Annotated in this window: 24 protein-coding genes; 12 read left to right on the forward strand and 12 right to left on the reverse strand. The window is 61.4% G+C overall.

The features are described 5' to 3' along the window. From QPW08_RS08830 to QPW08_RS08840, 3 genes are all read right to left on the reverse strand, one after another. A complete protein-coding gene (locus tag QPW08_RS08830; RefSeq protein WP_284125403.1) occupies positions 1–195 on the reverse strand; it encodes a helix-turn-helix transcriptional regulator in 195 nt (64 codons plus the stop codon). Continuing rightward, complete coding sequence (locus QPW08_RS08835; RefSeq protein ID WP_284125405.1) at positions 192–617, reverse strand: hypothetical protein; 426 nt, start codon at positions 615–617, stop codon at positions 192–194. The genes QPW08_RS08830 and QPW08_RS08835 overlap by 4 nt, the downstream gene beginning before the upstream one ends. Positions 618–707: 90 nt before the next feature. Next, a complete protein-coding gene (locus QPW08_RS08840; RefSeq protein ID WP_284125407.1) occupies positions 708–1,139 on the reverse strand; it encodes a hypothetical protein in 432 nt (143 codons plus the stop codon). A 170-nt stretch (positions 1,140–1,309) separates the two neighbouring features. Between QPW08_RS08840 and QPW08_RS08845 the strand changes: the two genes are divergently transcribed. Then, positions 1,310–3,409 carry a molybdopterin oxidoreductase family protein gene (locus tag QPW08_RS08845; protein ID WP_284125409.1) on the forward strand — a complete coding sequence of 700 codons (2,100 nt, stop codon included), beginning with the start codon at positions 1,310–1,312 and terminating at the stop codon, positions 3,407–3,409. A gap of 15 nt (positions 3,410–3,424) precedes the next feature. Here QPW08_RS08845 and QPW08_RS08850 read toward each other — a convergent pair whose 3' ends face one another. Continuing rightward, positions 3,425–4,495: a TraB/GumN family protein gene (locus QPW08_RS08850; RefSeq protein WP_284125411.1), complete on the reverse strand. Its 1,071-nt coding sequence runs from the start codon at positions 4,493–4,495 to the stop codon at positions 3,425–3,427. 112 nt (positions 4,496–4,607) lie between these two features. Between QPW08_RS08850 and QPW08_RS08855 the strand changes: the two genes are divergently transcribed. The 3 genes from QPW08_RS08855 (at position 4,608) to ppdK (ending at position 10,470) form a co-directional block, all read left to right on the forward strand. Further along, positions 4,608–5,507: a glycine--tRNA ligase subunit alpha gene (locus tag QPW08_RS08855; protein WP_284125413.1), complete on the forward strand. Its 900-nt coding sequence runs from the start codon at positions 4,608–4,610 to the stop codon at positions 5,505–5,507. A 151-nt stretch (positions 5,508–5,658) separates the two neighbouring features. Next, the gene (glyS, locus tag QPW08_RS08860; RefSeq protein ID WP_284125415.1) at positions 5,659–7,722 is read left to right on the forward strand and encodes a glycine--tRNA ligase subunit beta; all 2,064 of its coding nucleotides are present in this window, start codon (positions 5,659–5,661) and stop codon (positions 7,720–7,722) included. Positions 7,723–7,797: 75 nt separating this feature from the next. Continuing rightward, positions 7,798–10,470: a pyruvate, phosphate dikinase gene (gene ppdK, locus QPW08_RS08865; RefSeq protein ID WP_284125417.1), complete on the forward strand. Its 2,673-nt coding sequence runs from the start codon at positions 7,798–7,800 to the stop codon at positions 10,468–10,470. Here the strand turns inward: ppdK and QPW08_RS08870 are convergent. Continuing rightward, on the reverse strand, positions 10,467–11,222 hold the full coding sequence (locus QPW08_RS08870) for a methyltransferase domain-containing protein (protein WP_284125419.1): 756 nt from the start codon (positions 11,220–11,222) through the stop codon (positions 10,467–10,469). The genes ppdK and QPW08_RS08870 overlap by 4 nt on opposite strands. A gap of 75 nt (positions 11,223–11,297) precedes the next feature. On the opposite strand from QPW08_RS08870, the gene QPW08_RS08875 reads away from it, so the two are divergent. The 4 genes from QPW08_RS08875 to QPW08_RS08890 all read left to right on the forward strand — a co-directional run bounded on the left by QPW08_RS08875 (position 11,298) and on the right by QPW08_RS08890 (position 15,098). Continuing rightward, complete coding sequence (locus QPW08_RS08875) at positions 11,298–12,086, forward strand: ComF family protein (RefSeq protein WP_326521303.1); 789 nt, start codon at positions 11,298–11,300, stop codon at positions 12,084–12,086. Between the two features lie 349 nt (positions 12,087–12,435). Next, positions 12,436–12,771 (forward strand): phosphoribosyl-AMP cyclohydrolase, encoded by a 336-nt coding sequence (hisI, locus tag QPW08_RS08880; protein WP_284126324.1) that lies wholly within the window; start codon positions 12,436–12,438, stop codon positions 12,769–12,771. Positions 12,772–12,803: 32 nt separating this feature from the next. Further along, positions 12,804–13,256, forward strand: a complete 453-nt coding sequence (locus tag QPW08_RS08885) for a MerR family transcriptional regulator (protein ID WP_284125423.1) — start codon at positions 12,804–12,806, stop codon at positions 13,254–13,256. Between the two features lie 36 nt (positions 13,257–13,292). Further along, positions 13,293–15,098 (forward strand): acyl-CoA dehydrogenase C-terminal domain-containing protein, encoded by a 1,806-nt coding sequence (locus QPW08_RS08890; protein WP_284125425.1) that lies wholly within the window; start codon positions 13,293–13,295, stop codon positions 15,096–15,098. A gap of 165 nt (positions 15,099–15,263) precedes the next feature. On the opposite strand, the gene QPW08_RS08895 is transcribed toward QPW08_RS08890, so the two are convergent. The 5 genes from QPW08_RS08895 to tyrS form a co-directional block, all read right to left on the reverse strand. Beyond that, on the reverse strand, positions 15,264–15,701 hold the full coding sequence (locus tag QPW08_RS08895) for a hypothetical protein (RefSeq protein WP_284125426.1): 438 nt from the start codon (positions 15,699–15,701) through the stop codon (positions 15,264–15,266). Positions 15,702–15,905: 204 nt separating this feature from the next. Next, positions 15,906–16,826 (reverse strand): cysteine synthase A, encoded by a 921-nt coding sequence (gene cysK, locus QPW08_RS08900; RefSeq protein WP_284125428.1) that lies wholly within the window; start codon positions 16,824–16,826, stop codon positions 15,906–15,908. A 25-nt stretch (positions 16,827–16,851) separates the two neighbouring features. Then, the gene (locus QPW08_RS08905) at positions 16,852–18,051 is read right to left on the reverse strand and encodes an MFS transporter (RefSeq protein WP_407674567.1); all 1,200 of its coding nucleotides are present in this window, start codon (positions 18,049–18,051) and stop codon (positions 16,852–16,854) included. A gap of 261 nt (positions 18,052–18,312) precedes the next feature. Beyond that, positions 18,313–18,651: a PilZ domain-containing protein gene (locus QPW08_RS08910; protein ID WP_284125432.1), complete on the reverse strand. Its 339-nt coding sequence runs from the start codon at positions 18,649–18,651 to the stop codon at positions 18,313–18,315. A 134-nt stretch (positions 18,652–18,785) separates the two neighbouring features. Further along, entirely contained in the window at positions 18,786–20,015 is a 1,230-nt protein-coding gene (gene tyrS, locus QPW08_RS08915) for a tyrosine--tRNA ligase (protein ID WP_284125434.1), read from the reverse strand. A gap of 79 nt (positions 20,016–20,094) precedes the next feature. Between tyrS and QPW08_RS08920 the strand changes: the two genes are divergently transcribed. Both QPW08_RS08920 and QPW08_RS08925 read left to right on the forward strand, forming a co-directional pair. Further along, positions 20,095–20,616, forward strand: a complete 522-nt coding sequence (locus tag QPW08_RS08920; protein WP_284125436.1) for a DOMON domain-containing protein — start codon at positions 20,095–20,097, stop codon at positions 20,614–20,616. After that, entirely contained in the window at positions 20,613–21,818 is a 1,206-nt protein-coding gene (locus QPW08_RS08925; protein WP_284125438.1) for an exo-beta-N-acetylmuramidase NamZ family protein, read from the forward strand. The genes QPW08_RS08920 and QPW08_RS08925 overlap by 4 nt, the downstream gene beginning before the upstream one ends. Here QPW08_RS08925 and QPW08_RS08930 read toward each other — a convergent pair. Both QPW08_RS08930 and QPW08_RS08935 read right to left on the reverse strand, forming a co-directional pair. After that, on the reverse strand, positions 21,812–22,663 hold the full coding sequence (locus tag QPW08_RS08930; RefSeq protein ID WP_407674554.1) for a DUF817 domain-containing protein: 852 nt from the start codon (positions 22,661–22,663) through the stop codon (positions 21,812–21,814). The two genes, QPW08_RS08925 and QPW08_RS08930, sit on opposite strands and share 7 nt — an antisense overlap. After that, on the reverse strand, positions 22,660–23,844 hold the full coding sequence (locus QPW08_RS08935) for a vWA domain-containing protein (RefSeq protein ID WP_284125440.1): 1,185 nt from the start codon (positions 23,842–23,844) through the stop codon (positions 22,660–22,662). Before QPW08_RS08935 ends, QPW08_RS08930 begins: the two co-directional genes overlap by 4 nt. Positions 23,845–23,931: 87 nt before the next feature. Between QPW08_RS08935 and QPW08_RS08940 the strand changes: the two genes are divergently transcribed. Both QPW08_RS08940 and QPW08_RS08945 read left to right on the forward strand, forming a co-directional pair. Further along, complete coding sequence (locus tag QPW08_RS08940; RefSeq protein WP_284125442.1) at positions 23,932–25,329, forward strand: methyl-accepting chemotaxis protein; 1,398 nt, start codon at positions 23,932–23,934, stop codon at positions 25,327–25,329. A gap of 251 nt (positions 25,330–25,580) precedes the next feature. Continuing rightward, on the forward strand, positions 25,581–26,447 hold the full coding sequence (locus QPW08_RS08945; RefSeq protein ID WP_284125444.1) for a L,D-transpeptidase family protein: 867 nt from the start codon (positions 25,581–25,583) through the stop codon (positions 26,445–26,447).

The following is a 26,447-nucleotide window of genomic DNA, read 5'->3' on the forward strand; positions in this document are numbered from 1 at the left end:
TCAGCGTTGGTCGTCGAATATTTCTTCAATTGGCATGGCGAACAGCCGGGCAATGCGAAAGGCCAACGGGAGCGAGGGATCGTGCTTGCCGGTTTCGATCGCGTTGACTGCCTGTCGAGACACATCGAGCCGGCTCGCCAGTTCCGCCTGGCTCCAGTCGCGCTCGGCACGGAGCACTTTGAGGCGGTTCTTCATGCAACCACGCCCCGGAACCGGTAGGTGAAATAACCGACCGACCAGCTGCCAAGCAGCAATGCCATCATCTGCCCAGTGGTCGGCGTTCCCAGCCAACGGGACAGAAGCAAATCGCTCGACCAGATAAAACCGACGAACAGCGTCGTAGCGACCGCTACGAGGGCGGCACTGGAAATCAGCTGGAAGGAATATTCCTCCGTGCCGCGCCGATCCAGCGCTGCAAGCCTGGTCACGAGGAAACCCACGATCGCCATCAGTAGAACGACAGTGCCCGCAGTAATCCATGGGTTGGGCGCGATGATCACGCTCTTGGTCGCATCGAAGGAATCGACAGTCAGGCCAGCAATTCCAATCACGGTCATGATGGCGAACGAGACATCGGCCTTGCGCATTTGCCAGTCGCGCCGGGACAATTTTTCCATGTCAGGTCTCCGGTTACGGGTGATAAAACAAGAAGGGGGAACAAGACGCCATGCAGGCCCTGCTGAGTAGGAGCGAGGCAGGTTGAACTTTCATTCGCCCGTGCCGCGCCAGCGGAGGAAAGCGTATCCTATGGACCATGCGAGACCCGCCATGGGAATTGCGCCAAGCGTCATCGGGCGGCTGATGGGAACGCCGAAGAGATGAAACGCAGTTACTTCGGCGAGTGCTGCCGCGATGATGAAGGTCACCATGCCGATCAGGGCCGACTGCGCAACCACCTGGCGCATGTAGTCATCCCACCGTTGTCGATCGAACCGATGCGACAATGCGGTCGCGATGCCTGCCGCTACGACAAAGGCGAGAAGCCAATGGCCGGCCCGGGCCTGGAACTCTCCTTCAAGCATAGGCAGGTCTGGCCGCTCCGCACCGAAGCCAAGGATGGCTAGTGATCCGGTCCCGATAATGGCGAAAGTGAGGTCTGCCAGTCGTGGCGCGTAGAGACCTTTGGACGTTTGAGGCATGAGAGATAGTCCGTTCTGCAATTCTGACTCAGTGTCAGGTATAATTGACTATATGTCGCGATTCGCTGACCATGTCAACATTACCTGACTTTTAGTAATACCTACCCGACATCCACGATTGCTGGCGCCGTGCCAATGGCTCTGCTAATCCCGGGCCGGAGGAGAGCACCATGACCACTATCCATCAACGCACCTGCCACATTTGCGAAGCCAATTGCGGCGTGCTGGTAGAGATGGACGGGCGCAAGGTTGTCTCCATCAAGGGCAATCCCGATCATGTATTGAGCCGGGGGCATATCTGCCCGAAAGCTACGGCAATCGCCGATTTACAAGATGATCCGGATCGCCTGCGCCGTCCGGTCAAGCGCACCGCCGATGGCTGGCAGGAGCTCGACTGGGACACCGCCTTTCGCGAAATCGCGCAGAGGGCTGTGGCCCTGCAGGGCGAGGGCGCCCGCGCAGCCTTCTACCGCGGCAATCCCGGCGCGCATGATTATGCCCTGTCGACCCAATCGGGATATCTTCAGCGCGCGGTTGGCGCACGCGGCACTTTTTCCGCCTCTACGCTCGACCAGATCCCGCATCACTATGCACAGTACCAGCTTTACGGCCATGTCAGCCTGGCTGCAGTGCCCGATATCGATCGTTCGCAGCTGATCGTTATCGTCGGCGGCAATCCGATGGCGTCGAACGGGAGCCTGTGGACCGTCCCCGACTTCCGCAACCGGGTGAAGGAAATGCAGGCGCGCGGTGGCAAGCTGGTGGTGATCGACCCCCGCAAGACCGAAACCGCCCGCGTTGCCGACGAATGGCATCCGGTCATTCCCGGCACGGACACGGCACTTCTTATCGGTATCCTGCAATGCGTACTGGCCGATGGTGATGCGCTGCGACCGGGCCTGGCAGAACTGGTCGACAATAGCTGGACGGATGTGAAACCGGCAGTCGATGCTTTCGACCTAGAGCAACTTGCGGTGCACTGCGGCATCGATGCAGATACAATCCGCAATCTGGCGGCAGAGCTATCCAGCGGCCGGCCTGCAGTCCTCTATGGCCGCATGGGTGTCTCGGTGTGCGAGTTCGGCGCGCTCAACCAGTGGCTGATACAACTGGTCAACCTCGCCACCGGCAATCTCGACCGCGAAGGCGGGGCGATGTTCCCGCAGCCGCTGCTTGACCTGGTCGGCATGGTCGGCCGCGGGGGAATCAAGACCGTCGAGACTGCACGTGGCACCTTGCCCTCCGTCATGAGCGAGATCCCTACCATCGCTTTCGCCGACGAGCTGCTGCGCGAGGATGACCAGCGCATCCGCACGCTGTTCGTGATCGCCGGCAACCCGGTGCTGTCAGCCCCCGATGGCGAGCGGACCGAGCAGGCGCTGCAAGGCCTCGACCTGATGGTGAGCATGGACATGCACATCACCGAGACGAGCCGCCACGCGCATTACATCCTGCCGCCGTGCGGCCCGCTCGAGAAGGATCACTACACCTTCTTCTTCGGCCCGCTCGCGGTGCGCAATTTCGGGGCCTATTCGCCGCAGACCATCCCGATGGAGGAAGGTGCCAAGGCCGACTGGGAGATTGCGAGCGAACTGGCACAGGCGATCCTGGCCGAGAAGGGCAAGCCTGCGCCCAATTTCGAGACCCCGCGCGAACGGCTCGATGCGATGCTCAAGGCTTCGCCGGCGGGCATGTCTCTGGCGGAAGTCGAGGCGCAGCCCAATGGCGTCGACCTGGGGCCGCTCAAACCGTGCCTCAAGGACCGGCTGATGACCGAAAGCCGCAAGATCGAAGTCCTGTCCGATGCGCTGCAAGAAGATCTGCGGCGCTTTGCCGAGAGCATGGCAGCGAAGCCCGATGGCGCGCTGAGCCTGATCGGACGTCGCCATGTCCGCTCCAACAACAGCTGGTTGCACAATGCCCAGCGGCTGGTGAAGGGGCCGGATCGCTGCACCCTGATGATCCATCCTGCAGATGCTGCCGAACGCGGGCTGGAGGACGGCGATCTCGCCAGCGTTGCCAGCAGGGTTGGGCAGGTCGAAGTCGCTGTGGAAGTGACCGAGGACATCATGCCCGGCGTGGTCAGCATTCCGCACGGCTGGGGGCACCACCGCGAAGGCGTGAGCTGGAAGACCGCTGCTGCCCACGCCGGGGTATCGCTGAACGACCTGACCGATCCGGAACGGTACGACAGGTTGACCGGCAATGCGGTACTGAACGGGACGCCCGTAACAGTGGCGAAGGCAGCCGAGGTGGTTGCGGCAGAATAAAAGGTCCGGGGAGGCCTAGTTCTCGCTGTACTCAATCAACTGGCTCGGCAAGTCGGCGGTCGAGGGGTTGAGCCGCTCCACTTCATACCCCTTCTTCGCCAACAGACGCTGGACGGCGTCGGGGCCTTCGAAATGCCCGCCGCCAACTGCAATCAGCACCGTCCCGGGTCGATCCATGCGATCGATGATCCAGTCGGTCCATTGCCTGTTCCGGTCGATGAGCAACACTTTGTAGAGCGCCTTGGAAAACGGGTCGGCCATCCATGACTGGAAGCTCTGCGGATCCTCGATGCCCAGCGCCCAAAGGTGTTCGAGCCGCCAATTGTAGCCGGTCATATCCGGCTCGAACCCGGCCAGGTCGACCCCGTCCCAATTGCTGAGGGCACCATCAAGTGTAGCGAGCGCCAGTTCTTCATCGAGCCCGATCACTGATTGCAAAACCGCCGCCGGATCCTCGATCGCGTAGATGGGTTTGCCCGCCGCGCGGAATTCACGCTCGAGCACGGTTTCGACACCATATTCGCCCTCGGAACCACGCAACGCGCTGGTCGCGACGCTTATGAACATTAGCGACATGCTTGGAGGCATGTAGTCGAACGATCTGAAATCAAGCGCCGTGAGCTGGGCCAGCCTGCGCCACTTTGCCCGGTTGTCTTCGCTCAGGCGCGCGGAAATCGGGCTCCTGTCGGTCGATGCCGAAAAGATCGTTTCAAGCATGGTCGCATAGGCTTCGTCCTCGCTCGATTCGCTGCTCCGGGACTCGAAAACAATCTCGTCCGACTTCCCGATCACCTCTTCCAGCAGCGGACTGCGCCAGCGAAATCCCTCGGGCAGGGCGTGAACCGTCCCGAAGAAATACAGCGTCGTATCGCCATCGGCGAGCCGCCAGATCGCAGGGTCCGGGTCATAATCCTGGATGACAGGATTGGCCGCCTTGTAGGACGGCCTGCCGCCGGACTCGGCGATTTCCGTAGGGGCACCGTTCTCTTCAGCGGTAGGTTGGGCCAGTGTCTCCCAGGCCGAAGCCGGCTGGAAGGGAAGAATGAGAAGCGCGGCAAGAGCGAGCGACCGGAGAAAATCAAGCATTCGCAATTGGTAGCGCGGGGCAACAGCAGATCAAGCCCGGATCGCACTGCCCGGTGACTTTGCTGCATTGCGGCATTGACGGTTTTTGAGCGCTACGCCATGGCCTCCCGCCATGGACCGCAATCCGCAAAAGTCTTTCCAGGACATGATCCTGGCGCTCCACGATTTCTGGAGCGCGCACGGCTGCCTGATCCTCCAGCCCTATGACATGCGCATGGGGGCGGGGACGTTTCACACCGCCACGACCCTGCGCGCGCTTGGCCCGGAGCCGTGGAACGCCGCCTTCGTGCAGCCTTGTCGCCGCCCCACCGACGGCCGCTATGGCGAAAACCCGAACCGCCTGCAGCACTATTACCAGTACCAGGTGATCCTGAAGCCAAGCCCGCCCGATATCCAGGACCTCTATCTCGCAAGCCTGCGCGTGATCGGCATCGATCCGCTCAAGCACGATATCCGCTTTGTCGAGGACGACTGGGAGAGCCCGACGCTCGGCGCATGGGGCCTTGGCTGGGAAGTCTGGTGTGACGGGATGGAAGTGACCCAGTTCACCTATTTCCAGCAGATGGGCGGCTTCGACTGCAAGCCGGTTGCGGGCGAGCTGACCTACGGGCTCGAGCGCCTCGCGATGTATATCCAGGGTGTCGACAACGTCTACGATCTCGACTTCAACGGCCACGGCGTGACCTATGGCGACGTTTTTCTCGAAAACGAGAAGCAGATGTCGAAGTGGAACTTCGAGGTTGCCGAGACCGGCGCGCTGTTCGACCTGTTCAACAAAGCCGAGGCCGAATGCAAGAACTGTCTTGCCAATGAGGTGCCTATTGCGGCTTATGAGCAGGCAGTCGAGGCCAGCCACATCTTCAATCTCCTGCAAGCCCGCGGTGTGATCAGCGTACAGGAACGTGCCAGCTACATGGGCCGGGTGCGTGATCTGGCGCGTGGTTCGTGTGAGGCACACATGGAGAAAGAGGCCGACGGCTGGGCGGAAAAGTATCCGGAGTGGTCGAAATGAGCGCGCTGTCCGCAAACTCCCTCTCCCCGCGGGAGAGGGAAGGGGCCCGTTGCGCCAGCAACGGGAAGGGTGAGGGTGTCTCGCTTTTGCCTATGACCCTCACCCTTCCGGCGCTGCGCGCCTCCCTCCCTCTCCCGGTAGGAGAGGGTTTATGAGCGGCTTTCTCCTCGAACTTCGCTGCGAGGAAATCCCCGCGCGTATGCAAGCTGGCGCGCGTGCTGAGCTGGAGAAGCTCTTCCGCCGCGAACTGGAAGCGGCCGGGGTTTCGCCGGGTGATCTCACCGTCTGGTCCACTCCGCGCCGCCTTGCGCTGATCGCGCGTGGTTTGCCGCAAGCCACCGAAGCTGTGCGCGAGGAAGCCAAGGGGCCGCCGGTTGGCGCTCCCGATCAGGCTATCGACGGCTTCTGCCGCAAGAACGGCGTGACCCGCGAACAGCTGGAAACGCGCGACGTGAAAGGCCGGGCGACCTATTTCGCGGTGATCGAGGAGCCCGGCAAAGCGGTGAACGACCTGCTCGCCGAGGCGATCCCTACCATTGTCCGTGATTTCAGCTGGCCCAAGAGCCAGCGCTGGGGTGCTGCATCTATCAGCACCGAAAGCACGCGCTGGGTCCGCCCGCTCTCAGGCATTGTCGCATTGTTCGATGGCGAAGTGGTCGAGTGTAGCGTCGGCGATATCGACAGCGGCAATCAGACGCGTGGCCACCGTTTCCACTCGGAAGGCGACATCGCCATCGACGGCGCGGATGACTACGCTGACAAGCTCCGCGCGGCACATGTCATTGTCGATCACGAAGAACGGCAGGACGCCATTCGCGACGGCGCCAAGAAGGCCGCCACCGATGCCGGACTGGTGCTGGTTGAGGATGAAGGCCTGGTCATCGAGAACGCCGGCCTGACCGAATGGCCGGTGCCGCTGCTCGGGCGCTTCGACGAGAGCTATCTCGACGTCCCGCCAGAGGTCATCCAGCTCACCGCGCGGGTGAACCAGAAGTACTTCGTCTGCGAAGACGCACAGGGCAAACTCGCCAACGCCTTCATCTGCACCGCCAATATCGATGCAGTCGATCCGGCGGTTGTGGTCGATGGCAACCGCAAGGTCCTCGCCGCGCGCCTCAGCGATGCGCGGTTCTTCTGGGAACTGGACCAGAAAACGCCGCTGGCCGAGCATGCGAAGAAGCTGGAGCGGATTACCTTCCACGAGAAGCTGGGCAGCGTTGCTCAACGGCAGGAAAGATTCTCGCAGCTTGCGAACGATTTCCAAGGTGAGATGCAGGATAGCGTTTCAGCTGCACGAGAAGCTGCAAAGATCCTAAAGGCTGACCTTGTAACGGAAATGGTAGGCGAATTCCCTGAACTCCAAGGCTTGATGGGTGGCTACTACGCCGAAAAGGAAGGGCTAGGCGAGCATATATCGGCAGCACTGAGGGATCACTACAAGCCTGCGGGGCCGTCCGATTCACTTCCTGAGAATCCGGTAGCGACAATTGCCGCCCTTTCCGACAAAGTCGACGCTCTGGTCGGCTTCTTTGGTGCTGATCTGAAACCAACAGGATCCAAGGATCCCTTCGCGCTTCGTCGGGCGGCTCTTGGAATTATTAGACTCGTAACCGAGAATGGCTTGCGTCTACGTCTAAAAAGCTTGTTCGAAGCGGCGGGCCAACTCTACCTAAATCAGAGCATCTACATTGATCTCGATTCCGATGAGCTGCTGACCTTTATTGCCGACCGCCTCAAGGTTCAGCAACGCGAGGCAGGTATCCGTCACGACCTGATCGATGCAGTCTTCGCTCTCGGCGGAGAGGACGATCTCGTCCGCCTTCTCGCCCGCGTCCATGCGCTCCAGTCCTTCATGGAAACCGAAGACGGCACCAATCTCCTCGCCGGCTACAAGCGCGCGGCCAATATCCTCAAGAAGGAGGAATGGGACGCCGATGACAACAAAACGCTGTCCTACACGCCCGAACCTGCGGAAAGGGCACTGATGGACGCGCTTGCTGCTTCAGAACCCAAGGCCGTACAGGCTGTCGCTGCGGAAGACTTCGCGGCAGCTATGTCGGCGCTAGCATCGTTGCGCGCACCGATCGACCGCTTCTTTGAAGACGTGATTGTGAACGCTGAAGAAAAGGAAGTCCGCGCGGCGCGGCTCGACCTGCTAGCGCGGTTCCGCGATGCGGTGCACCGCGTGGCGGACTTCTCGAAAATCGAGGGATGAATTTTTGCCCCATGGACTGTGTAACATGCGGTCCATGTCTCGAACAAACGGGCCTCCCAACAAAGAGGGACTAGAATGAGCACGACGGTCTATCCATTCGGCGGAAATGCGGCGTCGGACGACCCACGCGCGAAGGACAAGACCATTGTTGGCGGCAAGGGTGCCAACCTTGCCGAAATGGCCAGCATCGGCCTGCCGGTCCCTCCCGGTTTCACCATCACCACCGAGGAATGCCTCGACTACCTCGCCAAGGGAGCAGATTTCTCGGACAAGCTGCGCGAAGACGTACGGCAGGCGCTCGGCCATATCGAAGCGACGGTCGGCAAGCGTTTGGGCGACAAGGACGACCCGCTGCTGGTTTCGGTCCGTTCGGGCGCGGCGATTTCCATGCCGGGGATGATGGACACGGTCCTCAACCTGGGCCTCAATGACGCAACAGTTGAGGGACTTTCGAGGGTCAGCGGCGACGAACGCTTCGCCTGGGACAGCTATCGCCGTTTCATCCAGATGTATTCCGATGTCGTGCTCGGGCTCGACCATGGCCTGTTCGAGGAAGCGCTCGAAATCGCCAAGGAAGACAAGGGGCTATACGCCGATACCGAGATGTCGGCGGATGACTGGAAAGAGCTGGTTGCCGAATACAAACAGATTGCCGAGGACGAGCGCGACGGGCAGCCGTTCCCGCAGGACGTGAACGAGCAGCTGTGGGGCGCGATCCGGGCCGTGTTCGACAGCTGGGACAGCGAGCGCGCCAAGGTTTACCGCCGCCTCAACGATATCCCGCACGACATGGGCACGGCAGTGAACGTCCAGGCGATGGTGTTCGGCAACATGGGCGACACTTCGGCCACCGGCGTTGCCTTCACCCGCGACCCCGCAACGGGCGAGAAGGCCTATTACGGCGAGTTCCTGATCAATGCGCAGGGCGAAGACGTCGTCGCCGGCATCCGTACGCCGCAATATCTTACAAAGGCCGCGCGCGAAACCGCCGGGGCCGAGAAGGCGAGCATGGAAGAAGCCATGCCCGATGCCTATGCCGAGCTCGCCCGCGTGTTCGACCTGCTTGAGCGGCATTACCGCGACATGCAGGACATCGAGTTCACTGTCGAGCGCGGCACGCTGTGGATGCTGCAGACCCGCAGTGGCAAGCGGACCGCCAAGGCCGCCCTCAAGCTGGCCGTCGACATGGTCGGCGAAGGATTGATCAGCGAGGACGAAGCGATCCGGCGGGTCGATCCGATGGCTCTCGACCAGTTGCTCCACCCGACGCTCGATCCCGACGCGCCGCGCGATGTGCTCACCACCGGGCTGCCGGCGTCGCCCGGCGCGGCCTCCGGCAAGATCGTGCTCGATGCCGATACCGCCGAGCAATGGGCGGGGCGGGGCGAGAAGGTGATCCTTGTCAGGGTCGAGACCAGCCCTGAGGATATTCACGGCATGCACGCCGCCACCGGCATCCTCACCGCCCGCGGCGGGATGACCAGCCACGCTGCCGTTGTGGCGCGCGGGATGGGCCGGCCCTGTGTTTCCGGTGCCTCGGCAGTGATGATCGCGCGGGAAGGGCGCACGCTCAAGATTGGCAATCGCGATCTCAAGGAAGGCGATGTCATCACCATCGATGGCGCTAATGGCCAGGTCATGGCAGGCGAAGTCGCCACCATTGAGCCAGAGCTGGCCGGGGACTTCGGCACGCTGATGGAATGGGCGGACAAGCACCGCCGCATGGGTGTGCGCACCAATGCCGAAACCCCTGCGGATTGCAAAATGGCGCGCCAGTTCGGGGCTGAGGGGATTGGCCTGTGCCGCACCGAACACATGTTCTTCGATGCCGAACGGATCAGCGCCGTTCGGCAGATGATCCTGGCCGAGAATGAGGCCGGGCGGCGCACGGCGCTGGCCAAGTTGCTCCCTGAACAGCAATCTGACTTCAAGGCGATCTTCGAAGTGATGACGGGCCTGCCGTGCACGATCCGCCTGCTCGACCCGCCGCTGCACGAATTCCTGCCGCATGGCGATGCCGAGTTCGAGGAGCTGGCGGCGGCGACGGGGCATACAGTCGAGCATCTCAGGCGGCGCGCGGACGAGCTGCATGAATTCAACCCCATGCTCGGCCACCGCGGCTGCCGGCTCGGGATCACTTACCCCGAGATCTACGAAATGCAGGCGCGGGCGATCTTCCAGGCGGCTTGCGAAGTCGCCACGGAATCGGGCGAGGCTCCCGTTCCCGAGATCATGATCCCGCTGGTCGGGACCAAGCGCGAGCTCGAGATCCTGCGCGCGCTCGTCAACCGGGTGGCAAAGGAAGTCTTCGCGGAAACCGGCCAACAGGTCGATTACCTCGTCGGCACCATGATCGAGCTGCCGCGCGCTGCGCTGATGGCAGGCGAGATCGCCGAGGAAGCGCGGTTCTTCTCGTTCGGTACCAACGATCTCACCCAGACCACGCTGGGCGTCAGCCGCGACGATGCCGGGCGCTTCCTCACCCCATATGTTGAAAAGGGCATCTACGCCCGTGACCCCTTCGTCAGCCTCGATGTCGATGGCGTCGGGCAGCTTGTGCAGATGGGTGCCGAGCGGGGCAGGGCGACGAGGCCCAATATCAAGCTCGGAATTTGCGGCGAGCATGGCGGCGATCCGGCCAGCATCGCATTCTGCGAAGAGGTTGGGCTCGACTACGTCAGCGCCTCACCCTACCGCGTGCCGATCGCGCGGCTGGCGGCAGCACAGGCATCGCTCAAGGCGGGCTAGCGCCAGCCAGTAAGTGTCAGGATTTCAAACACTTCGGTGACCTTTCCGTCATCGTCGCGCAAGGCATCGAACGCCGCTTCGGCGCGATTGAGACCTTCCCGAGTGATCGGCGAGGCGGGCGAAGCGAGGGAACGCGTCAAACCATGGTCACGCAGGTCGGAGAGCATACGCTGGAACGAGAGAAAGCGCACCCGGATCGGGTAGCTGTCGACCACCTGTCGCTTGAACCCGGCACGCTGCAGAAGGCCTGACGCTGCCTGGTTGTCCACCAGCGGATGCATCCGCGCCGCCGGTCGCTCGCCATCCGCCGCCAGCGCCAGCTGGCGCAGTACCGGCTGGCTCCCGGCACCGGGGAAGGCGGCGATAAAAAGACCGTCATCCTTCAGCGCATTCCGCGCATGGATCAGCGCACCGGGCAGGTCGTTGACGTGGCCCAGGCCGAGCAAATGGATGATGAGGTCGAACATCGCGCTCGGCCCGGGTTGCTCCTCTTCGAACTCGCCAAGCAATCCTGCCTTTCCTACACCTCCGCGTTGGCTTAACCATGGCGCTATGGTGTTGGTCGTATCGCCAATGATGAGCGAATGCGCGGGTTCGGCCCGCATGAATTCCAGACGCTCGACAATATCACTGGCGATAGTGCGCGTCAGGAAATCGGCTGCGTCATCACGACGTTGGCGCGACCGTGCTCGAGCGAATTTGGCGGCACTTTGCCGACGCGAGAAAATTTGCGGAATCGAGCGCTCTTCCATGGCTGCGCCCTGCCGTGCCCAAGGCGCAATGGCAAGCGATGCGGGTATTCACGCATGAGCTCCGCGCAACTTCTGATGAATTCGCTGAGGCCTGTGGTGGACTTCGTCTATCCGCCTCGTTGTCCCTTGTGCGGCGACGCAATCGAGCAGCAAAGTGGCCTGTGTGTCGGGTGCTGGAGCGGCCTTGTCATCCCCGCCGAGCCACAATGCGCAACTTGCCAGCGACCGCTCGATCCGAGAACAGCTGGAGCGGGCACCATGTGTGCACCATGCCTTGCCGTTCCGCCCCGCCATGCAGGCATTGCAGCCGCCACGCTTTACAACGACGCCTCGCGCAAGCTGGTCCTCATGTACAAGCATGGCCGCAGGATTGCCCTTGCGAAGTTGATGGCGCGTCTCATGACGTCCCGCCTGGGCCGCCTGGAAGAGGGCGCGCTTTTGATCCCGGTTCCATTGCATCGCTGGCGATTGTGGCGCCGCGGCTTCAACCAGGCAGCACTGCTGGCGCGGGAAATATCTGCCTTGACCTCGGCAGAACTGGCGGTCGGGTTGATGCATCGACGGATTTCCACGCCATCGCTGGGCGGACTCGGACGCAAGGCACGGGAGAAAGCGCTGACAGGTGCAATCGTTGTTCCCGAGCCTGCAAAGTCGAAGCTGGAAGGTGCGTCCGTGGTCCTCGTGGACGACGTACTCACCAGCGGCGCGACCAGCGATGCCTGCGTCAACGCCTTGCTCAAGGCTGGGGCAGGATCGGTGCGGATCGCGTGCTTTGCAAGAGTGCTGGCTGGGGAACCTGGCGGGACCGGTTTCTCGCAGGAAAACGAAACGCCCGAGGCCGCTAGGACCTCGGGCGCCACGTGACGAAAACTGTAGAACCCGGCGGCCGTCCCCCGATGGCCGCGCGAGGGTCCTGTCCCTCATCGTCTGTTCCGAAAGCGGCATCACCCCCATGATGCGGTGCCTTCGGCTTACCCCCTGAACCTGGCTTCTTACAGGCCGGAATTCCGGTGGACGACACATTCATGCCGTAACGGAAGGTGTTCCATTCATCTGCCCGACAGGAAAGTGGGATTGCGCGGCTCGTCCTATTTTGGCACCGCTCTGTGGTGTTCCTGCAACAAAACTGTCGCATTGATCCAATTGCCCAGAGGAGACCGACAAGGTGAGTAATAGCGATAATGCGCTGCTTCGCGAGAGTGGTACGGTCTTCATGCCGAAATTCGACCCAGTGTCAGGTCTTCTGACAGCGGTGGTGCAGCACGCTGAGACCAACGCCGTACTGATGGTTGCCTTCATGAATGCGGAAGCACTGGCGGCCACTCGTGAAACCAAGGTAGCGCACTTCTACTCTCGGTCTCGTCAGGCTCTTTGGCAGAAAGGCGAAACATCGGGCAACACACTGCGAGTCACAGACATTCTCGTAGATTGCGATCAGGACGCGCTGGTCCTGAAAGCCCTGCCCGGCGGACCAACCTGTCATACAGGGGCATCGTCCTGCTTTTATCGCGTCCTCGGTGATAGTACTCTCGCCCCCGTCAAGTCTTGACCTTTACGTAAAGGTTAGATAGCAAAAGCGACATGGCAAACGTCGCTGCAACAGACTCGCGAAACCGATCAAGCACCCATGGTGGCGCTCATCTCGATCGCCCGGACAAGCTCGAGCGCGAGCAATACAGCATTTCCGATCTGACGACCGAGTTCGAATGCACCGCCCGTGCGCTCCGCTTCTACGAAGACGAAGGGTTGATAAACCCGTCGCGCGTCGGGCTGGCGCGGGTTTATTCCAAGCGTGACCGGGCAAGACTGGCGTGGATCATGCGGGCCAAGAACGTCGGCTTCAGCCTGGGGGAGATCAAGGAAATGATCGACCTCTACGACCTCGGCGATGGTCGGGTGGAGCAGCGCCGGGTGACGATCGAGAAGTGCAAGACCCACATCGCCAAGCTCAAGCGCCAGCGCGCCGATATCGATTCCTCCATCAAGGAACTCACTGAATTCGTCGCTCAGATCGAGAAACTCGACCTGGGCTGACCAGTCCCCTGAAACCCCTTTCGCCAAGGAACCAAAATGCCGATCTACACCGCGCCGACCCGCGACACCCGCTTCGTGGTCAACGAACTGCTCGACCTCGCCAGCTTCGGTAACTTGCCCGGCTTTGAGAACGCTACGCCGGACATGATCGACACGGTCATTAACGAAGCCGGCAAGTTCTGCGCCGAGGTGCTGGCCCCGCTCAACCAGAGCGGCGACCAGGAGGGCTGCACACGGCATGAAGACGGCTCTGTCACCACGCCGAAAGGTTTCAAGGAAGCCTTCGACCAATATCGCGAAAGCGGCTGGGGCACGATTTCGCAGCCGGAGGAATTCGGCGGGCAAGGCATGCCGCATGTCATGGGCTTCGTGATCGAGGAATTCGTGGCAACGTCCAACCAAGCCTTCGGTATGTATCCGGGCCTGACCACCGGGGCCGTCTCCGCCCTGATCGCCAAGGGTTCGCCCAAGCAGCAGGCGACCTACCTGCCGAAAATGGTTTCGGGCGAATGGCTCGGCACCATGAACCTGACGGAGCCGCATTGCGGCACCGACCTCGGCATGATCCGGACCAAGGCCGAACCGCAGGCGGACGGCTCCTATGCCATCACCGGCACCAAGATCTTCATTTCGGCCGGCGAGCATGACCTGACCGAGAACATCATCCACCTCGTCCTCGCCAAGACCCCGGACGCGCCCGATAGCTCGAAGGGGATCTCGCTGTTCGTGGTGCCCAAGGTGCTGGTCAATGACGACGCTTCGCTGGGCGAGCGCAACGCGGTCAGCTGCGGCTCGATCGAGCACAAGATGGGCATCCACGGCAACGCCACCTGCGTCATGAACTATGACGGGGCGAAAGGCTGGATGGTCGGCGAGGAAAACAAGGGTCTCGCCGCCATGTTCATCATGATGAACGCGGCGCGCCTCGGCGTCGGCATCCAGGGTCTCGGCCAGGCCGAAGTCGCTTACCAGAATGCCGTCGCCTATGCGCTCGACCGGCGTCAGGGCCGCGCGTTGACCGGTCCCGCCGATCCCGAAGCCAAGGCCGATCCGATCTTCGTCCACCCCGACGTGCGCCGCATGCTGATGGACGCCAAGGCCTTTACCGAGGGGCAGCGCGCGCTGTGCCTGTGGGGCGCTTTGCTGGTCGATCTCGCGCACAAGGCGCCGACCGAGGAAGAACGCGCCGACGCCGATGCGCTGATCGGCCTGCTGACCCCGGTCATCAAGGGCTATGGCACCGACAAGGGCTATGAAGTCGCCACCAACATGCAGCAGGTCTTTGGCGGCCACGGCTATATCGAGGAATGGGGCATGAGCCAGTTCGTGCGCGATGCCCGCATCGCCATGATCTACGAAGGCACCAACGGCGTTCAGGCAATGGACCTGTGCGGTCGCAAGCTCGCACAGAATGGCGGCGCTGCGGTGCAGGCCTTCTTCAAGCTGGTCGGCGAAGAGATCGAAGCGGCCAAGAGCGACGCAACGCTCGCTCCGCTGGCAGAGGCGCTGGGCAAGGCGCTGAACGAACAGCAGGCGGCTACGATGTGGTTCATGCAGAATGCCATGACCAATCCCAACAACCTCGGGGCCGGCGCGCATAACTACATGCACATCATGGGGATCGTGACGCTCGGCCTGATGTGGCTGCGGATGGCCAAGGTGTCGCTGGAGAAGCTGGCCGGTGAGCCCGAAGACAAGGCCTTCTACGAAGCCAAGCTCGCCACGGCGCGCTACTACATGGATCGCTTCATCCCCGAAGCCGGCGCGCTGCGCCGCAAGCTCGAAGCCGGTGCCGACAGCATGATGGCGCTGGGCGAAGAGGCGTTCCAGACGGCAGCCTGATCCCGAGTCGCAGCGTCACGCTGGGGTTTCGTTATTGAAGTACATGCGCGGGGTGCCTTGTTTATGGGGCATCCCGCGTTTTGGTGCTGGATCGACGTTTCAAAGAGCCGATGCGAAGGTAGCAGGACGGCTCGATGTAGGAAAATGCTGAGTGTAGCAGCCCCATCACGGTTGCAGGCTTTCCTTCCATTCGCGGCAGAATGATCGCTCGTCCGGATTCGACTCCGGATACGGTGCGTTTCGCCAATAGCGGGCCGCCATCTCCTCGAATGCGCATGATAGTTCCGGCGTCAACAGCGTTTCGCCGGAGATGGGTCCGCCGCATTGCGGATAAACCTCTTCGAGCTTGATCGCTACAGTTCGGCGGAAATGCTTGACTTGCTCTGAATTCGACTGATCGAAGAACGCTGGACCAAACTGCACGTAGCGCTCTCTCGGATCATCGAAGGAATTGCCGGGAAAGCACGTGGGTGTCTGCAAGAACATCGAAAGCGAGTGCTCACCCACCAGGTCAGGTGCTTCATACCGCACAGTGACATGCACTTGCTCGTTGCAGGCGGACATCGACCCCCAATTGACAGGATGACCAGTCGGAAACGTCACGCCAGTTTCGCTACAGCCAACCCATTGGCCACGCTCAAACGTAACATTCTGACCGGAGGGTAGCCGTCCCGACGGTTCGACTCGAACCACATCTGAGGGAAGTTGCTCACGCGGTAGAATCGATGGCACGGTCCAGAACGCCAACACAGCAATCGCTGCAAGGCTAAGAAAGATCCTGCGAAGCGTGACTGAGCGAGTAATGCCTCACTCCTCCGGCAGGAAGTCCGGCACGCTCAGATACCGTTCACCGGTATCGTAGTTGAAGCCCAGCACCCGCGAGCCGGCGGGCAGCTCCGGCAGCTTCTTGGCAATCGCCGCCAAGGTTGCGCCTGAAGAAATCCCGACCAGCATCCCTTCTTCGGCGGCGCAGCGGCGGGCCATTTCCTTGGCGGCGTCGGCATCCACGGGGATCGCCCCGTCGATCGCCTGAGTGTGCAGGTTCGCCGGGATGAAGCCCGCGCCAATACCCTGGATCGGGTGCGGGCCGGGCTGGCCGCCGTTGATGACGGGGGAAAGCTCGGGCTCGACGCCATAGGCCTTAATCCCGCTCCAGTGGCGCTTGAGCTCCTCGGCGCAACCGGTCAGGTGTCCCCCGGTACCGACGCCCGTGATCAGCACATCGATCGGCGTGTCCTTGAAGTCGGCGAGGATTTCCTGCGCGGTGGTGCGGACGTGGACCTTCCAGTTGCTTTCGTTATCGAACTGGCTCGGCATCCAGGCGTTCTCGGTCAGCTCGACCAGCTCGGTCGCGCGTTCGATCGCGCCCTTCATCCCCTTGGCTTTGTCGGTCAGGTCGAAGCTCGCGCCATAGGCCAGCATCAACCGCCGCCGCTCGAGGCTCATGCTTTCGGGCATGACCAGGATCAACTTGTAACCCTTGACCGCGGCGACCATGGCGAGGCCGATGCCGGTGTTGCCGCTGGTCGGCTCGATGATGGTACCGCCCGGCTTGAGCGCGCCCGAAGCCTCGGCATCCTCGACCATGGCGAGCCCGATCCGGTCCTTGATCGAGCCGCCGGGATTGGAGCGCTCCGATTTCACCCATACCTCGTGATCCGGGAACAGCTTGCTGAGGCGGATGTGCGGGGTGCCGCCGATGGTAGCGAGAATATTGTCGGCTTTCATGGTCTCTCTCCCGGGGGTTGAAGGCTTAAAGGTCGTCCTTAGCCAATTCCGGCGGCGGATCGAAGGTCTTGGTGGTCCTGAGGACCGGGAACAGGCGACTCCACAGCGCCACGGTGACAATAGCGCCCACGCCGCCCGCGACAACCGCTGTCACCGGCCCGAGCAGGTAGGCGAGGCTGCCCGAAAAGAAGTCACCGCCTTCGTTGGAAGCGCTGATGGTCAAGTGGCTGACCGAAGACACGCGGCCGCGCTTGTCATCGGGCGTGTGCAACTGGACCAGCGACTGGCGGATGTAGACACTGAACATGTCCGCCGCGCCAACCACGAACAGCGCCGCGAGGCTGAGCGGCATCGAGGTCGAAAGACCGAAAGTGATGGTGGCAACGCCGAACACCGCCACTGCCAACAGCATGGCCGGGCCGACATTGTTGGCGAGCGGACGGTAGGAGAAGAACAGCCCCGTCAACACTGCGCCGATGGCAGGGGCCATGGCGAGCTGGGCCAGGCCTTCCTCGCCCACCATCAGGATGTCGCGGGCGTAGACCGGGAACAGCGCGGTAGCCCCGGCGAGGAACACGGCGAACAGGTCGAGCGTGATCGAACCCAGCACCATCTTGTTCTTCACGACATAGTGCAGCCCGTCGACCATCTGCCGGATCGGATGCGCGGCGCCGACAATGTTGGGCTGCGGCACATTGCCGATCGTTCCAAGCGCGAGGAAAGCGATGACGAACAGCCCGGTAGCCACAGTATAGGGCAGGGAGGGCTCAATCGCATGGAGATAACCACCAAGGCCCGGCCCGACGATCATACCCACCTGCCACGAAATCGAGCTCAACGCGATGGCCGTTGGCAGGATCGCCTTTGGGACGAGGTTGGGTGACAGGGCTGACAGGGCAGGGCCGTTGAAAGCACGAACGACACCCAGCACCACGGCAATCCCGAACAGCCATGGCAGCGAGATGGCATTGGTCCATGTCAGCCATGCGAGAACGGCTCCCGATGCGAACTGCAGCATGATGGTCGCCTGCGCCAGCTTGCGCCGGTCGAGCCGGTCCGCAGCCAGCCCGGAAAACGGCGTCAGCAGGAATAATGGCACAAACTGGAGCAGGCCGATCAGCGCCAGCTGGCCCGCAGCCCCTTCAATGCTCATGCCGCCGGTGCGGGCGAGGTCATACGTCTGCCAGCCAATCACCAGCATCATGGCGTACTGGCCCAGCGTCATGGTAAGCCGGGAAAACCAGTAGGCGCGGAAATTGGCAACCCTGAACGGGTGCGAAGGCTGGTCTGGCGTGTGGCTCACCATGCGGCTGTGGCAGGTGAGGTGGGCGTTGGGAAGAAAGATTAGGTGTTGGGGACCCTCATCCAAGCTGCGGTAGCGAGCAAGCTCGCAACCTTCGCTTTCCTTCTCCCATTGGGAGAAGGATACGCAGACATGGCGCCTTGGCGCCTAGTCGGAGTTGGATGAGGGTGAGTACCGCTCCGCTTAACGCGGGCGGCGCAGGCGCGGATTGGGCTGCAGCTCATCGATGATCGACATGAAGTCGTCGAGGCGGATGATCCGTTCGAACTGGAAACCGGCGCGGTTTTCGCGCACCCAGATGCAGTATGCCTCGATGCGACCGATGACGGGCAAGCGAACAATGACGCGATCGCCTCGCGAAAGGTCGTGCGCATCGTCGATCATGAAGCCATGGGCCGACAGATTGGAGATATGCATGTTCATGTCACCGTGCACATGGTGCTCGGCAATAACCGGGAAGTCGACCGGATGGCGCGTCGCGCGGCGCTGGTCGGTCACAGTGAGCTGGGCTCCGGTAGGCATGATTGCACGACCCTCCATGTTCGTGGTGCAAGCATGTGTTATGATGTAAATTCGCTGATATTCGGTTAAGGCCCAGCGTCCCGAAATGGCACAAAACCACGCAATTCTGTGGGTTTGGAAGATAAGCTAAATACCTAGTGCACGAGAATCCCGTGCCGTTTCTTGCCGAGGCTCAGCTTTACTTCGCTGCCTTCGGAGACGGTCACTACCAGCGCGGGATCGGTGATTGGTTGACCATCGAGCTTAACGGCACCTTCCGCAATCTTGCGCTTGGCTTCGCCGTTGGAAGCGGTGAAGCCGATGGCCGTGAGGGCCGCCGGCAAGGCCATTCCGTCTGCGCCAAGCGAGAGGGTGGGGAGGTCTTCACCCGCACCGCCGCCGGCAAAGGTTTGCTTCGCGGTCGTTTCAGCCGAGCGGGCCGCATCTTCGCCGCGCACCATGGCGGTCACTTCATTGGCGAGAACCACCTTGGCATCATTGATCTCCGCACCCTGGAGCGCTTCGAGCCGGGCGATCTCGTCCAGCGGCAGGTCCGTGAACAGGCGCAGGAACTTGCCGACATCGCGGTCATCAGTATTGCGCCAGTATTGCCAGAAGTCATAGGCTGGCAGCTGCTCTTCATTGAGCCAGATTGCGCCATCGACCGACTTGCCCATCTTGGCCCCGTCTGCACGGGTGATCAGCGGTGCGGTCACGCCGTAGACCTCCTTGCCATCGATCCGCCGGGTCAGCTCGATCCCGTTGACGATATTACCCCACTGGTCACTGCCGCCGAGCTGCAGCCTGCATCCGTGCTCGCGGTTGAGCACGAGGAAATCATAGGCCTGCATGATCATGTAGTTGAATTCGAGGAAGGTCAGCGGCTGCTCGCGATCGAGCCGCAGCTTGACCGAATCGAAGGTCAGCATGCGGTTGATGGTGAAATGCGGGCCGACATCGCGCAGCATCTCGATATAGCCCAGTTCGCTCAGCCAATCGTCATTGTTGATCAGCAGCGCGCCGGTTTCACTGTCATCGAAGCGCAGAATCCGCTCGAAGCTACCCTTGATCCCCGCGATATTGCTGGCGAGCTTTTCATCGGTCAGCATGGTGCGGGTCTCGTCGCGACCACTTGGATCACCGACCTTGGCGGTACCGCCGCCCATGATCACGATGGGCCTGTGCCCGGCCTGTTGCAGCCGCTTGAGCAGCATGATCGAAGCGAGGTTGCCGATATGCAGCGACGGCGCGGTGGGGTCGAAGCCGACGTATCCGGTCACGATCTCCTTCGTCGCCAGCGCGTCGAGCGCGCCCGCATCGGTGACCTGGTGCAAATGACCGCGCTCTTCGAGCAGGCGCAGGAGATCGGATTCGTATTGGCTCATAGCGCGCGGCCTCTAGCAGCGGGGGGCAGCGGCTCCAAGTGGCTTGCGAGCGATGCGCACCTCAGTAATAGCATTCCCCATGCAAGAGCTTGTTCTCCACCCCGAATGCGCACCCGGCCCGATCACCCGCCTGGCTGCCTCCGTCGAAGCGACTGCCGATGGATGCCGCGCCCGTTTCCGCCTCGAAGGCGACGTTACCGCAATCAAGGTCCCCGAACCTGCCACGGGCGAGCGGATGGACAACCTCTGGAAGACCACCTGTTTCGAGATCTTCTGGCAGCCGCATGGCGGCAGCTATTATCGCGAATTCAACCTTAGCCCCTCGTCGCGCTGGGCCTGCTACGATTTCGATGATTTCCGCCTCAACAGCCGCGATGCGCCGGTTTCGGCCATATCGATCGCCTGCGCCGTCAGCGACGACGCCCTGGAGCTGGAGACGACCATCGCCAGCGAACTGCCGCTGCCGGCCGACATCGCGCTCAACGCCATCGTTGAGGACCGGGAGGGCAATATCCAGTTCTGGGCACTCGCCTTCGCCCCCGGCAAGCCCGAGTTCCACAGCGAGACCTGCCGCGCCATCACCCTCGAGGCCAGCGCATGAAGTTCGGCATCGACCGGCTGCTCAGCGAGCCTGAGCTGCGCAAACCGCTCGAGGGCAAGCGCGTTGCCCTCGTCGCCCATCCGGCCTCAGTGACGGAGAACCTCACGCACAGCCTCGACGCGCTGATCGCCGCTGGGATCAACGTCACCAGCGCGTTCGGCCCGCAGCACGGGCTCAAGGGCGACAAGCAGGACAATATGGTCGAGACCGCGGACGAGATCGATCCGCACTACGGCATCCCGGTCTTCAGCCTCTATGGCGAGGTCCGCCGACCCACCGGCCAGATGATGTCGAGCGCGGACGTGTTCCTGTTCGACCTGCAGGACCTCGGCTGCCGCATCTATACCTTTGTCACAACTTTGCTCTATCTCCTTGAAGAAGCAGCGAAGCACGGCAAGAGCGTGTGGGTGCTCGACCGGCCCAATCCCGCCGGGCGGCCGGTCGAGGGCACGCTGCTGGTGCCGGGCAACGAGAGCTTTGTCGGGGCGGCTCCGATGCCGATGCGGCACGGCCTGACCATGGGCGAGATGGGGCACTGGTTCATCCGCCACTTCGGACTCGACGTCGATTACCGCGTGATCGACATGCATTACTGGCTGCCCGAATCCGGCTCAGGTTATGGCTGGCCGGAGGCCCGCATCTGGATCAATCCGTCACCCAATGCCGCCAATCTCAACATGGCGCGGGCCTATGCCGGCACCGTGATGATCGAAGGCGCAACGCTGAGTGAGGGCAGGGGTACCACGCGCCCGCTCGAAGTGCTGTTCGGAGCGCCCGATGTCGATGCCAAGGCTGCGCTGGTCGAAATGGCAAGAATGGCGCCCGAATGGCTGGCGGGCTGCGCCTTGCGCGACTGCTGGTTCGAACCGACCTTCCACAAACACCAGGGCAAGCTGTGCAATGCGCTGATGATCCATGCCGAAGGGCAGCACTACAATCACGACGCCTTCCGGCCGTGGCGCTTGCAGGCCCTGGCTTTCAAGGCGATCCGTAATCTCTATCCCGACTACCCGATCTGGCGCGGCACTGACTTCAAGTACGAGTACACCAACGACGTGCTGGCGATCGATGTAATCAATGGCGGCCCGGCCTTGCGCGAATGGGTCGACAATCCAGCGGCAACACCGCACGACCTCGACCAGCTTGCCGCGCATGACGAGGCGGCGTGGATCGCGCAGGTACGCAACCTGCTGCTTTACTGATCGGGCTTTCGAACCGGCTGCACCAGCGACACCAGCACAAAACTGATAAGCATCAATAGGTACCACGCACCGAGCTTGGTGATGGAAACCATCTCCCAGCCATCCTCCTGCCCGGGATAATTCCACGCGTTGGCGAAAGTGGCGATGTTCTCAGCAAACCAGATGAACAGGGCGACGAGCCCGAACCCTAGCAACAGCGGCATCCAGCGATGCTCCCGCCAGTTGCGAAAGTGGATACTGGTTCGCCAGAAGAGCAGCGCGGTCACCGCAAACAGGCCAAGGCGGATATCGACGGTCCAGTGATGGGCGAAGAAATTGACGTAGATCGCCGCCGCCAGCAACCAGGTCGCCCATGGTTTGGGGTAGTGACTGAAGCGGAAGTCGAAGATCCGCCAGACGCGCGCGATGTAGCTGCCGACCGAGGCATACATGAAGCCCGAGAACAGCGGCACCGCGCCGATATGGAGGTAGCTCGCTTCCGGATACGTCCATGATCCCGCAGCGGTCTTGAACAGCTCCATCACGGTGCCGACGATGTGGAACAGCAGGATGACCTTCGCCTCGTCCCAGGTTTCGAGCCGGAACAGCAGCATTCCGGCCTGGATCGTAATGGCGGCGAGAGTCAGGAAGTCATAGCGGTGTAGCGGCACGTCATCGGGATAGAAAAGATGCGTTGCGAGCAGCAGGAACAACAGCAACCCACCGAACAGGCACGCCCACGCCTGCTTGAACCCGAACAGCAGGAATTCGTAGAGATAAAGTCGCCAACCCAACCCAGGGTCGAAGGCTTCTAGTCGCTCGCGAATTACAGCGAAGCGAGAGTGCCGGATCTGTTGTGCGGTCACGCCCCGTGCTTACGGCTCAGTTCTCGCATCGCATCATCAAGCCCGTCGAGTGTCAGCGGGTACATCCGGTCGTTGACCAGCTGCTTCAGGATCTTGGTCGACTGTGAGTAGCCCCATTGCTTCTCCGGCACCGGATTGAGCCAAACGGTTGCCGGATAGGTGTTTGTCACCCGCTGCATCCACGTCGCTCCGGCTTCCTCGTTCATGTGTTCGACGCTGCCGCCGGGATGGGTGATCTCATAGGGGCTCATTGCGGCGTCACCGACGAAGATGATCTTGTAATCGTGCCCGTACTTGTGGAGCACGTCCCAGGTCTTGGTGCGTTCCTGCCAGCGACGCTTGTTGTCCTTCCACACGCCTTCGTAGAGGCAGTTATGGAAGTAGAAGAATTCGAGGTTCTTGAACTCGGTCGTGGCGGCGCTGAACAGCTCTTCGCATAGCTTGATGAAAGGATCCATCGATCCGCCGACATCGAGGAAAAGCAGCAATTTCACAGCATTACGGCGCTCTGCTCGCATATGGATATCGAGCCAGCCTTGCTTTGCGGTCCCTTCGATGGTTGCATCAAGATCCAACTGGTCCTGCGCCCCTTCGCGGGCAAACCGGCGCAAGCGGCGCAGTGCCATCTTGATGTTGCGAGTGCCGAGTTCCTTGGTGTTGTCGAGGTTCTTGAATTCGCGCTTTTCCCAAACCTTGACCGCACGCTTGTGCTTGCTCTCGCCGCCGATGCGGACGCCTTCGGGGTTGTATCCCGAATTGCCGAACGGCGAGGTGCCGCCGGTCCCAATCCACTTGTTGCCGCCCTGGTGGCGCTCCTCCTGCTCGGCGAGGCGTTTCTTGAGCGTTTCCATCAGCTCGTCCCAGTCGCCGAGCTTCTCGATCTCCGCCATTTCTTCCGGCGTGAGGAATTTTTCGGCAACCGCTTTCAGCCAGTCTTCCGGAATCTCCACCGGATTCTGCCCATAATCAGTCAATAACCCTTTGAAAACCTTGTTAAAGACCTGATCGAACCGATCCAGCATGCCTTCATCTTTCACGAAGGTTGCGCGGCTGAGATAATAGAACGCCTCAGGCGTCTGCTCGATGACATCGCGATCCAGCGCCTCGAGCAGTGTCAGGTGTTCCTTGAAGCTCGCGCCGATCCCGGCCTCGCGCAATTCGTCGACGAAATTGAAGAACATGCGAAATCAGACCTCTTTTCCGACCGAGCGTTTACGGGGAAGTAACCATCATGCCCCTAGGAATGCCGTAACCGAACAGGGGCGCTCATGGAACATAGCAAAATCATAGCATCTGACCAATCGGCTTTGGAGCTGATCCCAGCCAAGTGCGGCGACGTGACAGTTGGCTGCACAGACGTGGCCGGCGTGGTCCAGGCAGTCATCGAATCCTCCCAGAAGCTGCGCGAAGAACACGCCGCGCTGCATGGGACAATCAGCGATCTCGAATCCGACCAGAACAGGGTCAGCGAAGCAAGCGATGAGGCTCGCCTGTTGTCCGAACGCGCCATTGCGCGTCTTGGTGACGGGAATGCTTTGATCCGCTCATCGCTCTCTCAGATTACGAACCTCCTCGACCTCGTCGAAACTCTGACCCGGCATGTTACGGGTTTTGCCTCGGCGATGGACCAGGTGAAGAAGAGCTCACAGCGTATCGAGGAAATCGCCGAGACAACCAATATCCTCGCACTCAATGCGACAATCGAAGCGATGCGGGCCGGCGAAAGCGGTCGTGCTTTCGCAGTCGTCGCAGATGAAGTGAAGAGCCTCGCAGGGTCGACGCGCCAGGCGACGGAAGAAATCTCGCGCACCATCGAAACGCTTGAAGGCGAAGCGCGCGCCGTGATCGGCCAGATTGAAGGTGGTGCGGCCGCCTCAACCGAAGCGAAGGAATCTGTCGCCAAGATCGAGGAAACGATCTCTGGGGTTTCCGAGCTGGTTGAGGAAGTCGACCGCCAGAACGACCAGATTGCCCGGGCCACCGGTACCATTAGTGGCCATGTTGCCAAGGTGCAGGATGTGCTGACGAGCTTCGATGCCGCTGCTCTTGCCAACGAAGCCAAGCTCGATCGTGCGCATGCACGGATGGAAGATCTCGAGATGACCGCCAGCGAGATGTTCGACAGCATAGTCAAGGCAGGCCTGTCGCCTCGTGACAGTGATATGGTGGCCAAGGCTCAGGAACACGCCGAGAGACTTGCCCGGCTGGCTGAAGAGGCCATCGATAAGGGCGATTTGAGCATGGAAGACCTGTTCGACCAGGACTACCAGCTGATCCCTGGCAGCAATCCGCCACGCTATCGCACCCGCCTTACGGACTGGGCCGACGCCAATTGGCGCCCGGCAATCGATGCGATGGTCGCCCAGGGTGGAGCGATCAAGATGTGTTCGCCTGCAGACATGAAGGGCTTCCTGCCGACGCATGTCAGCGACCGCTCGCGCCAGCCCACGGGCAATCTCGAGCACGACACCAAATATTGCCGCAACGGTCGACTGATTTTCTATCCAATCGACAAGAAGGCCAAAGCGAGCAACGATCCCTACCTGATGGCGGTCTACCGCCAGGAAGGCGACGGCAAACGCTACGATGTCGTGCGGAACGTCTATGTCCCGCTCGTTATCAAGGGCCGCCGTTGGGGCGATTCCGAACTCGCATACGCGTTCTAAACGGCAGTCCAGCCCCTTATTCCTAGCGCTGGTCGGACCCGGGGATGGCACCGCTTACCTTGCCCGGATGTTCAAGATACCGTTCCAGTTCGCCCGCAAACGGCGGGCAAGTGCGCCACTGGCCCATATTCTCGCCGGTCGGGTAGGGCCAAAGTTATTGGCCAATGCTTGCCCCGCTGGACTTGTCCAACTAACCGTTAGTTAACTGAACTAACGGAGGCGCGCTTTTGCGCAGGCAAACACTGACGCAGTTGGTACTGGCAGCATCGTTGCTGCTGATTTCAGCATGCGTGCCGGATGTTGAAGCGCAAGAGCGTAATCCCGTCGAGCAAGCTATTCCGACTGCCACCGCTCAAGTTGCACCCGTTGCGGTCGAAGAAGCGCAGAAGACGACAATCAGTTCATTCCTGTCCACGGGCGTGGTCATCGTCATCAGCAAGGCGTCGCAGCAAATGTATGTTTTTGCAGACGGTGCCTTGTGGGGATCCAGCCCGGTTTCCACCGGGCGCAAGGGCAAGGAGACGCCGTCTGGCGTGTTTGCCATCCTGCAGAAGAAGGTCTTCCATCGATCAAACCTCTATAACAACGCACCGATGCCCTTCATGCAAAGGCTCACATGGAGCGGGATCGCCATCCATGCTGGGCATCTGCCTGGCTATCCGGCGTCGCATGGCTGCATCCGGCTGCCGCAAGCATTCGCGAAGGACCTTTACGATCTGACCGGATTCACGACGACTGGCGTGATTATCACCAATGACCCGCTAGCGACGGACGAGGAAGCGCTGCTGCTGGCGCAGGCGACCGATGCAAAGGTGCCGATCGATCCCCGGCGTCTATCACCCGGTAAGCCAGATAAGCGCCCGGCAGCCCGATCAATCCCGCAAAGGCGTGGTGATCAGACCATCCAGCTGATTGCGGCATTGTCGTCAGCCGAAGCATCGGCGCACTGGGGCAAACTGTTGCAACGACGGCCAGAGCTCGGACGCATGCGAATGACGATAGTACCGGCTGTTGTGAATGGACGGCAATATTATCGGCTACGCGCAACCGCCAGCGGTGCGCATTCAACCTGTCGGGACCTCAAGCGGTCCGGCATCGATTGCTTTCCGGTGAGCTAG

The organism is Parerythrobacter aestuarii (assembly GCF_030140925.1).
In the GTDB taxonomy this organism is placed as follows: domain Bacteria; phylum Pseudomonadota; class Alphaproteobacteria; order Sphingomonadales; family Sphingomonadaceae; genus Parerythrobacter; species Parerythrobacter aestuarii.

Bases quoted from the DNA above. Each gene is read 5' to 3' on its own strand.
- QPW08_RS08830 (WP_284125403.1), bottom strand. From the start codon at position 195: ATGAAGAACCGCCTCAAAGTGCTCCGTGCCGAGCGCGACTGGAGCCAG.
- QPW08_RS08835 (WP_284125405.1), bottom strand. From the start codon at position 617: ATGGAAAAATTGTCCCGGCGCGACTGGCAAATGCGCAAGGCCGATGTC.
- QPW08_RS08840 (WP_284125407.1), bottom strand. From the start codon at position 1,139: ATGCCTCAAACGTCCAAAGGTCTCTACGCGCCACGACTGGCAGACCTC.
- QPW08_RS08845 (WP_284125409.1), top strand. From the start codon at position 1,310: ATGACCACTATCCATCAACGCACCTGCCACATTTGCGAAGCCAATTGC.
- QPW08_RS08850 (WP_284125411.1), bottom strand. From the start codon at position 4,495: ATGCTTGATTTTCTCCGGTCGCTCGCTCTTGCCGCGCTTCTCATTCTT.
- QPW08_RS08855 (WP_284125413.1), top strand. From the start codon at position 4,608: ATGGACCGCAATCCGCAAAAGTCTTTCCAGGACATGATCCTGGCGCTC.
- glyS (WP_284125415.1), top strand. From the start codon at position 5,659: ATGAGCGGCTTTCTCCTCGAACTTCGCTGCGAGGAAATCCCCGCGCGT.
- ppdK (WP_284125417.1), top strand. From the start codon at position 7,798: ATGAGCACGACGGTCTATCCATTCGGCGGAAATGCGGCGTCGGACGAC.
- QPW08_RS08870 (WP_284125419.1), bottom strand. From the start codon at position 11,222: ATGGAAGAGCGCTCGATTCCGCAAATTTTCTCGCGTCGGCAAAGTGCC.
- QPW08_RS08875 (WP_326521303.1), top strand. From the start codon at position 11,298: ATGAATTCGCTGAGGCCTGTGGTGGACTTCGTCTATCCGCCTCGTTGT.
- hisI (WP_284126324.1), top strand. From the start codon at position 12,436: ATGCCGAAATTCGACCCAGTGTCAGGTCTTCTGACAGCGGTGGTGCAG.
- QPW08_RS08885 (WP_284125423.1), top strand. From the start codon at position 12,804: ATGGCAAACGTCGCTGCAACAGACTCGCGAAACCGATCAAGCACCCAT.
- QPW08_RS08890 (WP_284125425.1), top strand. From the start codon at position 13,293: ATGCCGATCTACACCGCGCCGACCCGCGACACCCGCTTCGTGGTCAAC.
- cysK (WP_284125428.1), bottom strand. From the start codon at position 16,826: ATGAAAGCCGACAATATTCTCGCTACCATCGGCGGCACCCCGCACATC.
- QPW08_RS08905 (WP_407674567.1), bottom strand. From the start codon at position 18,051: ATGACGCTGGGCCAGTACGCCATGATGCTGGTGATTGGCTGGCAGACG.
- QPW08_RS08910 (WP_284125432.1), bottom strand. From the start codon at position 18,651: ATGCCTACCGGAGCCCAGCTCACTGTGACCGACCAGCGCCGCGCGACG.
- tyrS (WP_284125434.1), bottom strand. From the start codon at position 20,015: ATGAGCCAATACGAATCCGATCTCCTGCGCCTGCTCGAAGAGCGCGGT.
- QPW08_RS08920 (WP_284125436.1), top strand. From the start codon at position 20,095: ATGCAAGAGCTTGTTCTCCACCCCGAATGCGCACCCGGCCCGATCACC.
- QPW08_RS08925 (WP_284125438.1), top strand. From the start codon at position 20,613: ATGAAGTTCGGCATCGACCGGCTGCTCAGCGAGCCTGAGCTGCGCAAA.
- QPW08_RS08935 (WP_284125440.1), bottom strand. From the start codon at position 23,844: ATGTTCTTCAATTTCGTCGACGAATTGCGCGAGGCCGGGATCGGCGCG.
- QPW08_RS08940 (WP_284125442.1), top strand. From the start codon at position 23,932: ATGGAACATAGCAAAATCATAGCATCTGACCAATCGGCTTTGGAGCTG.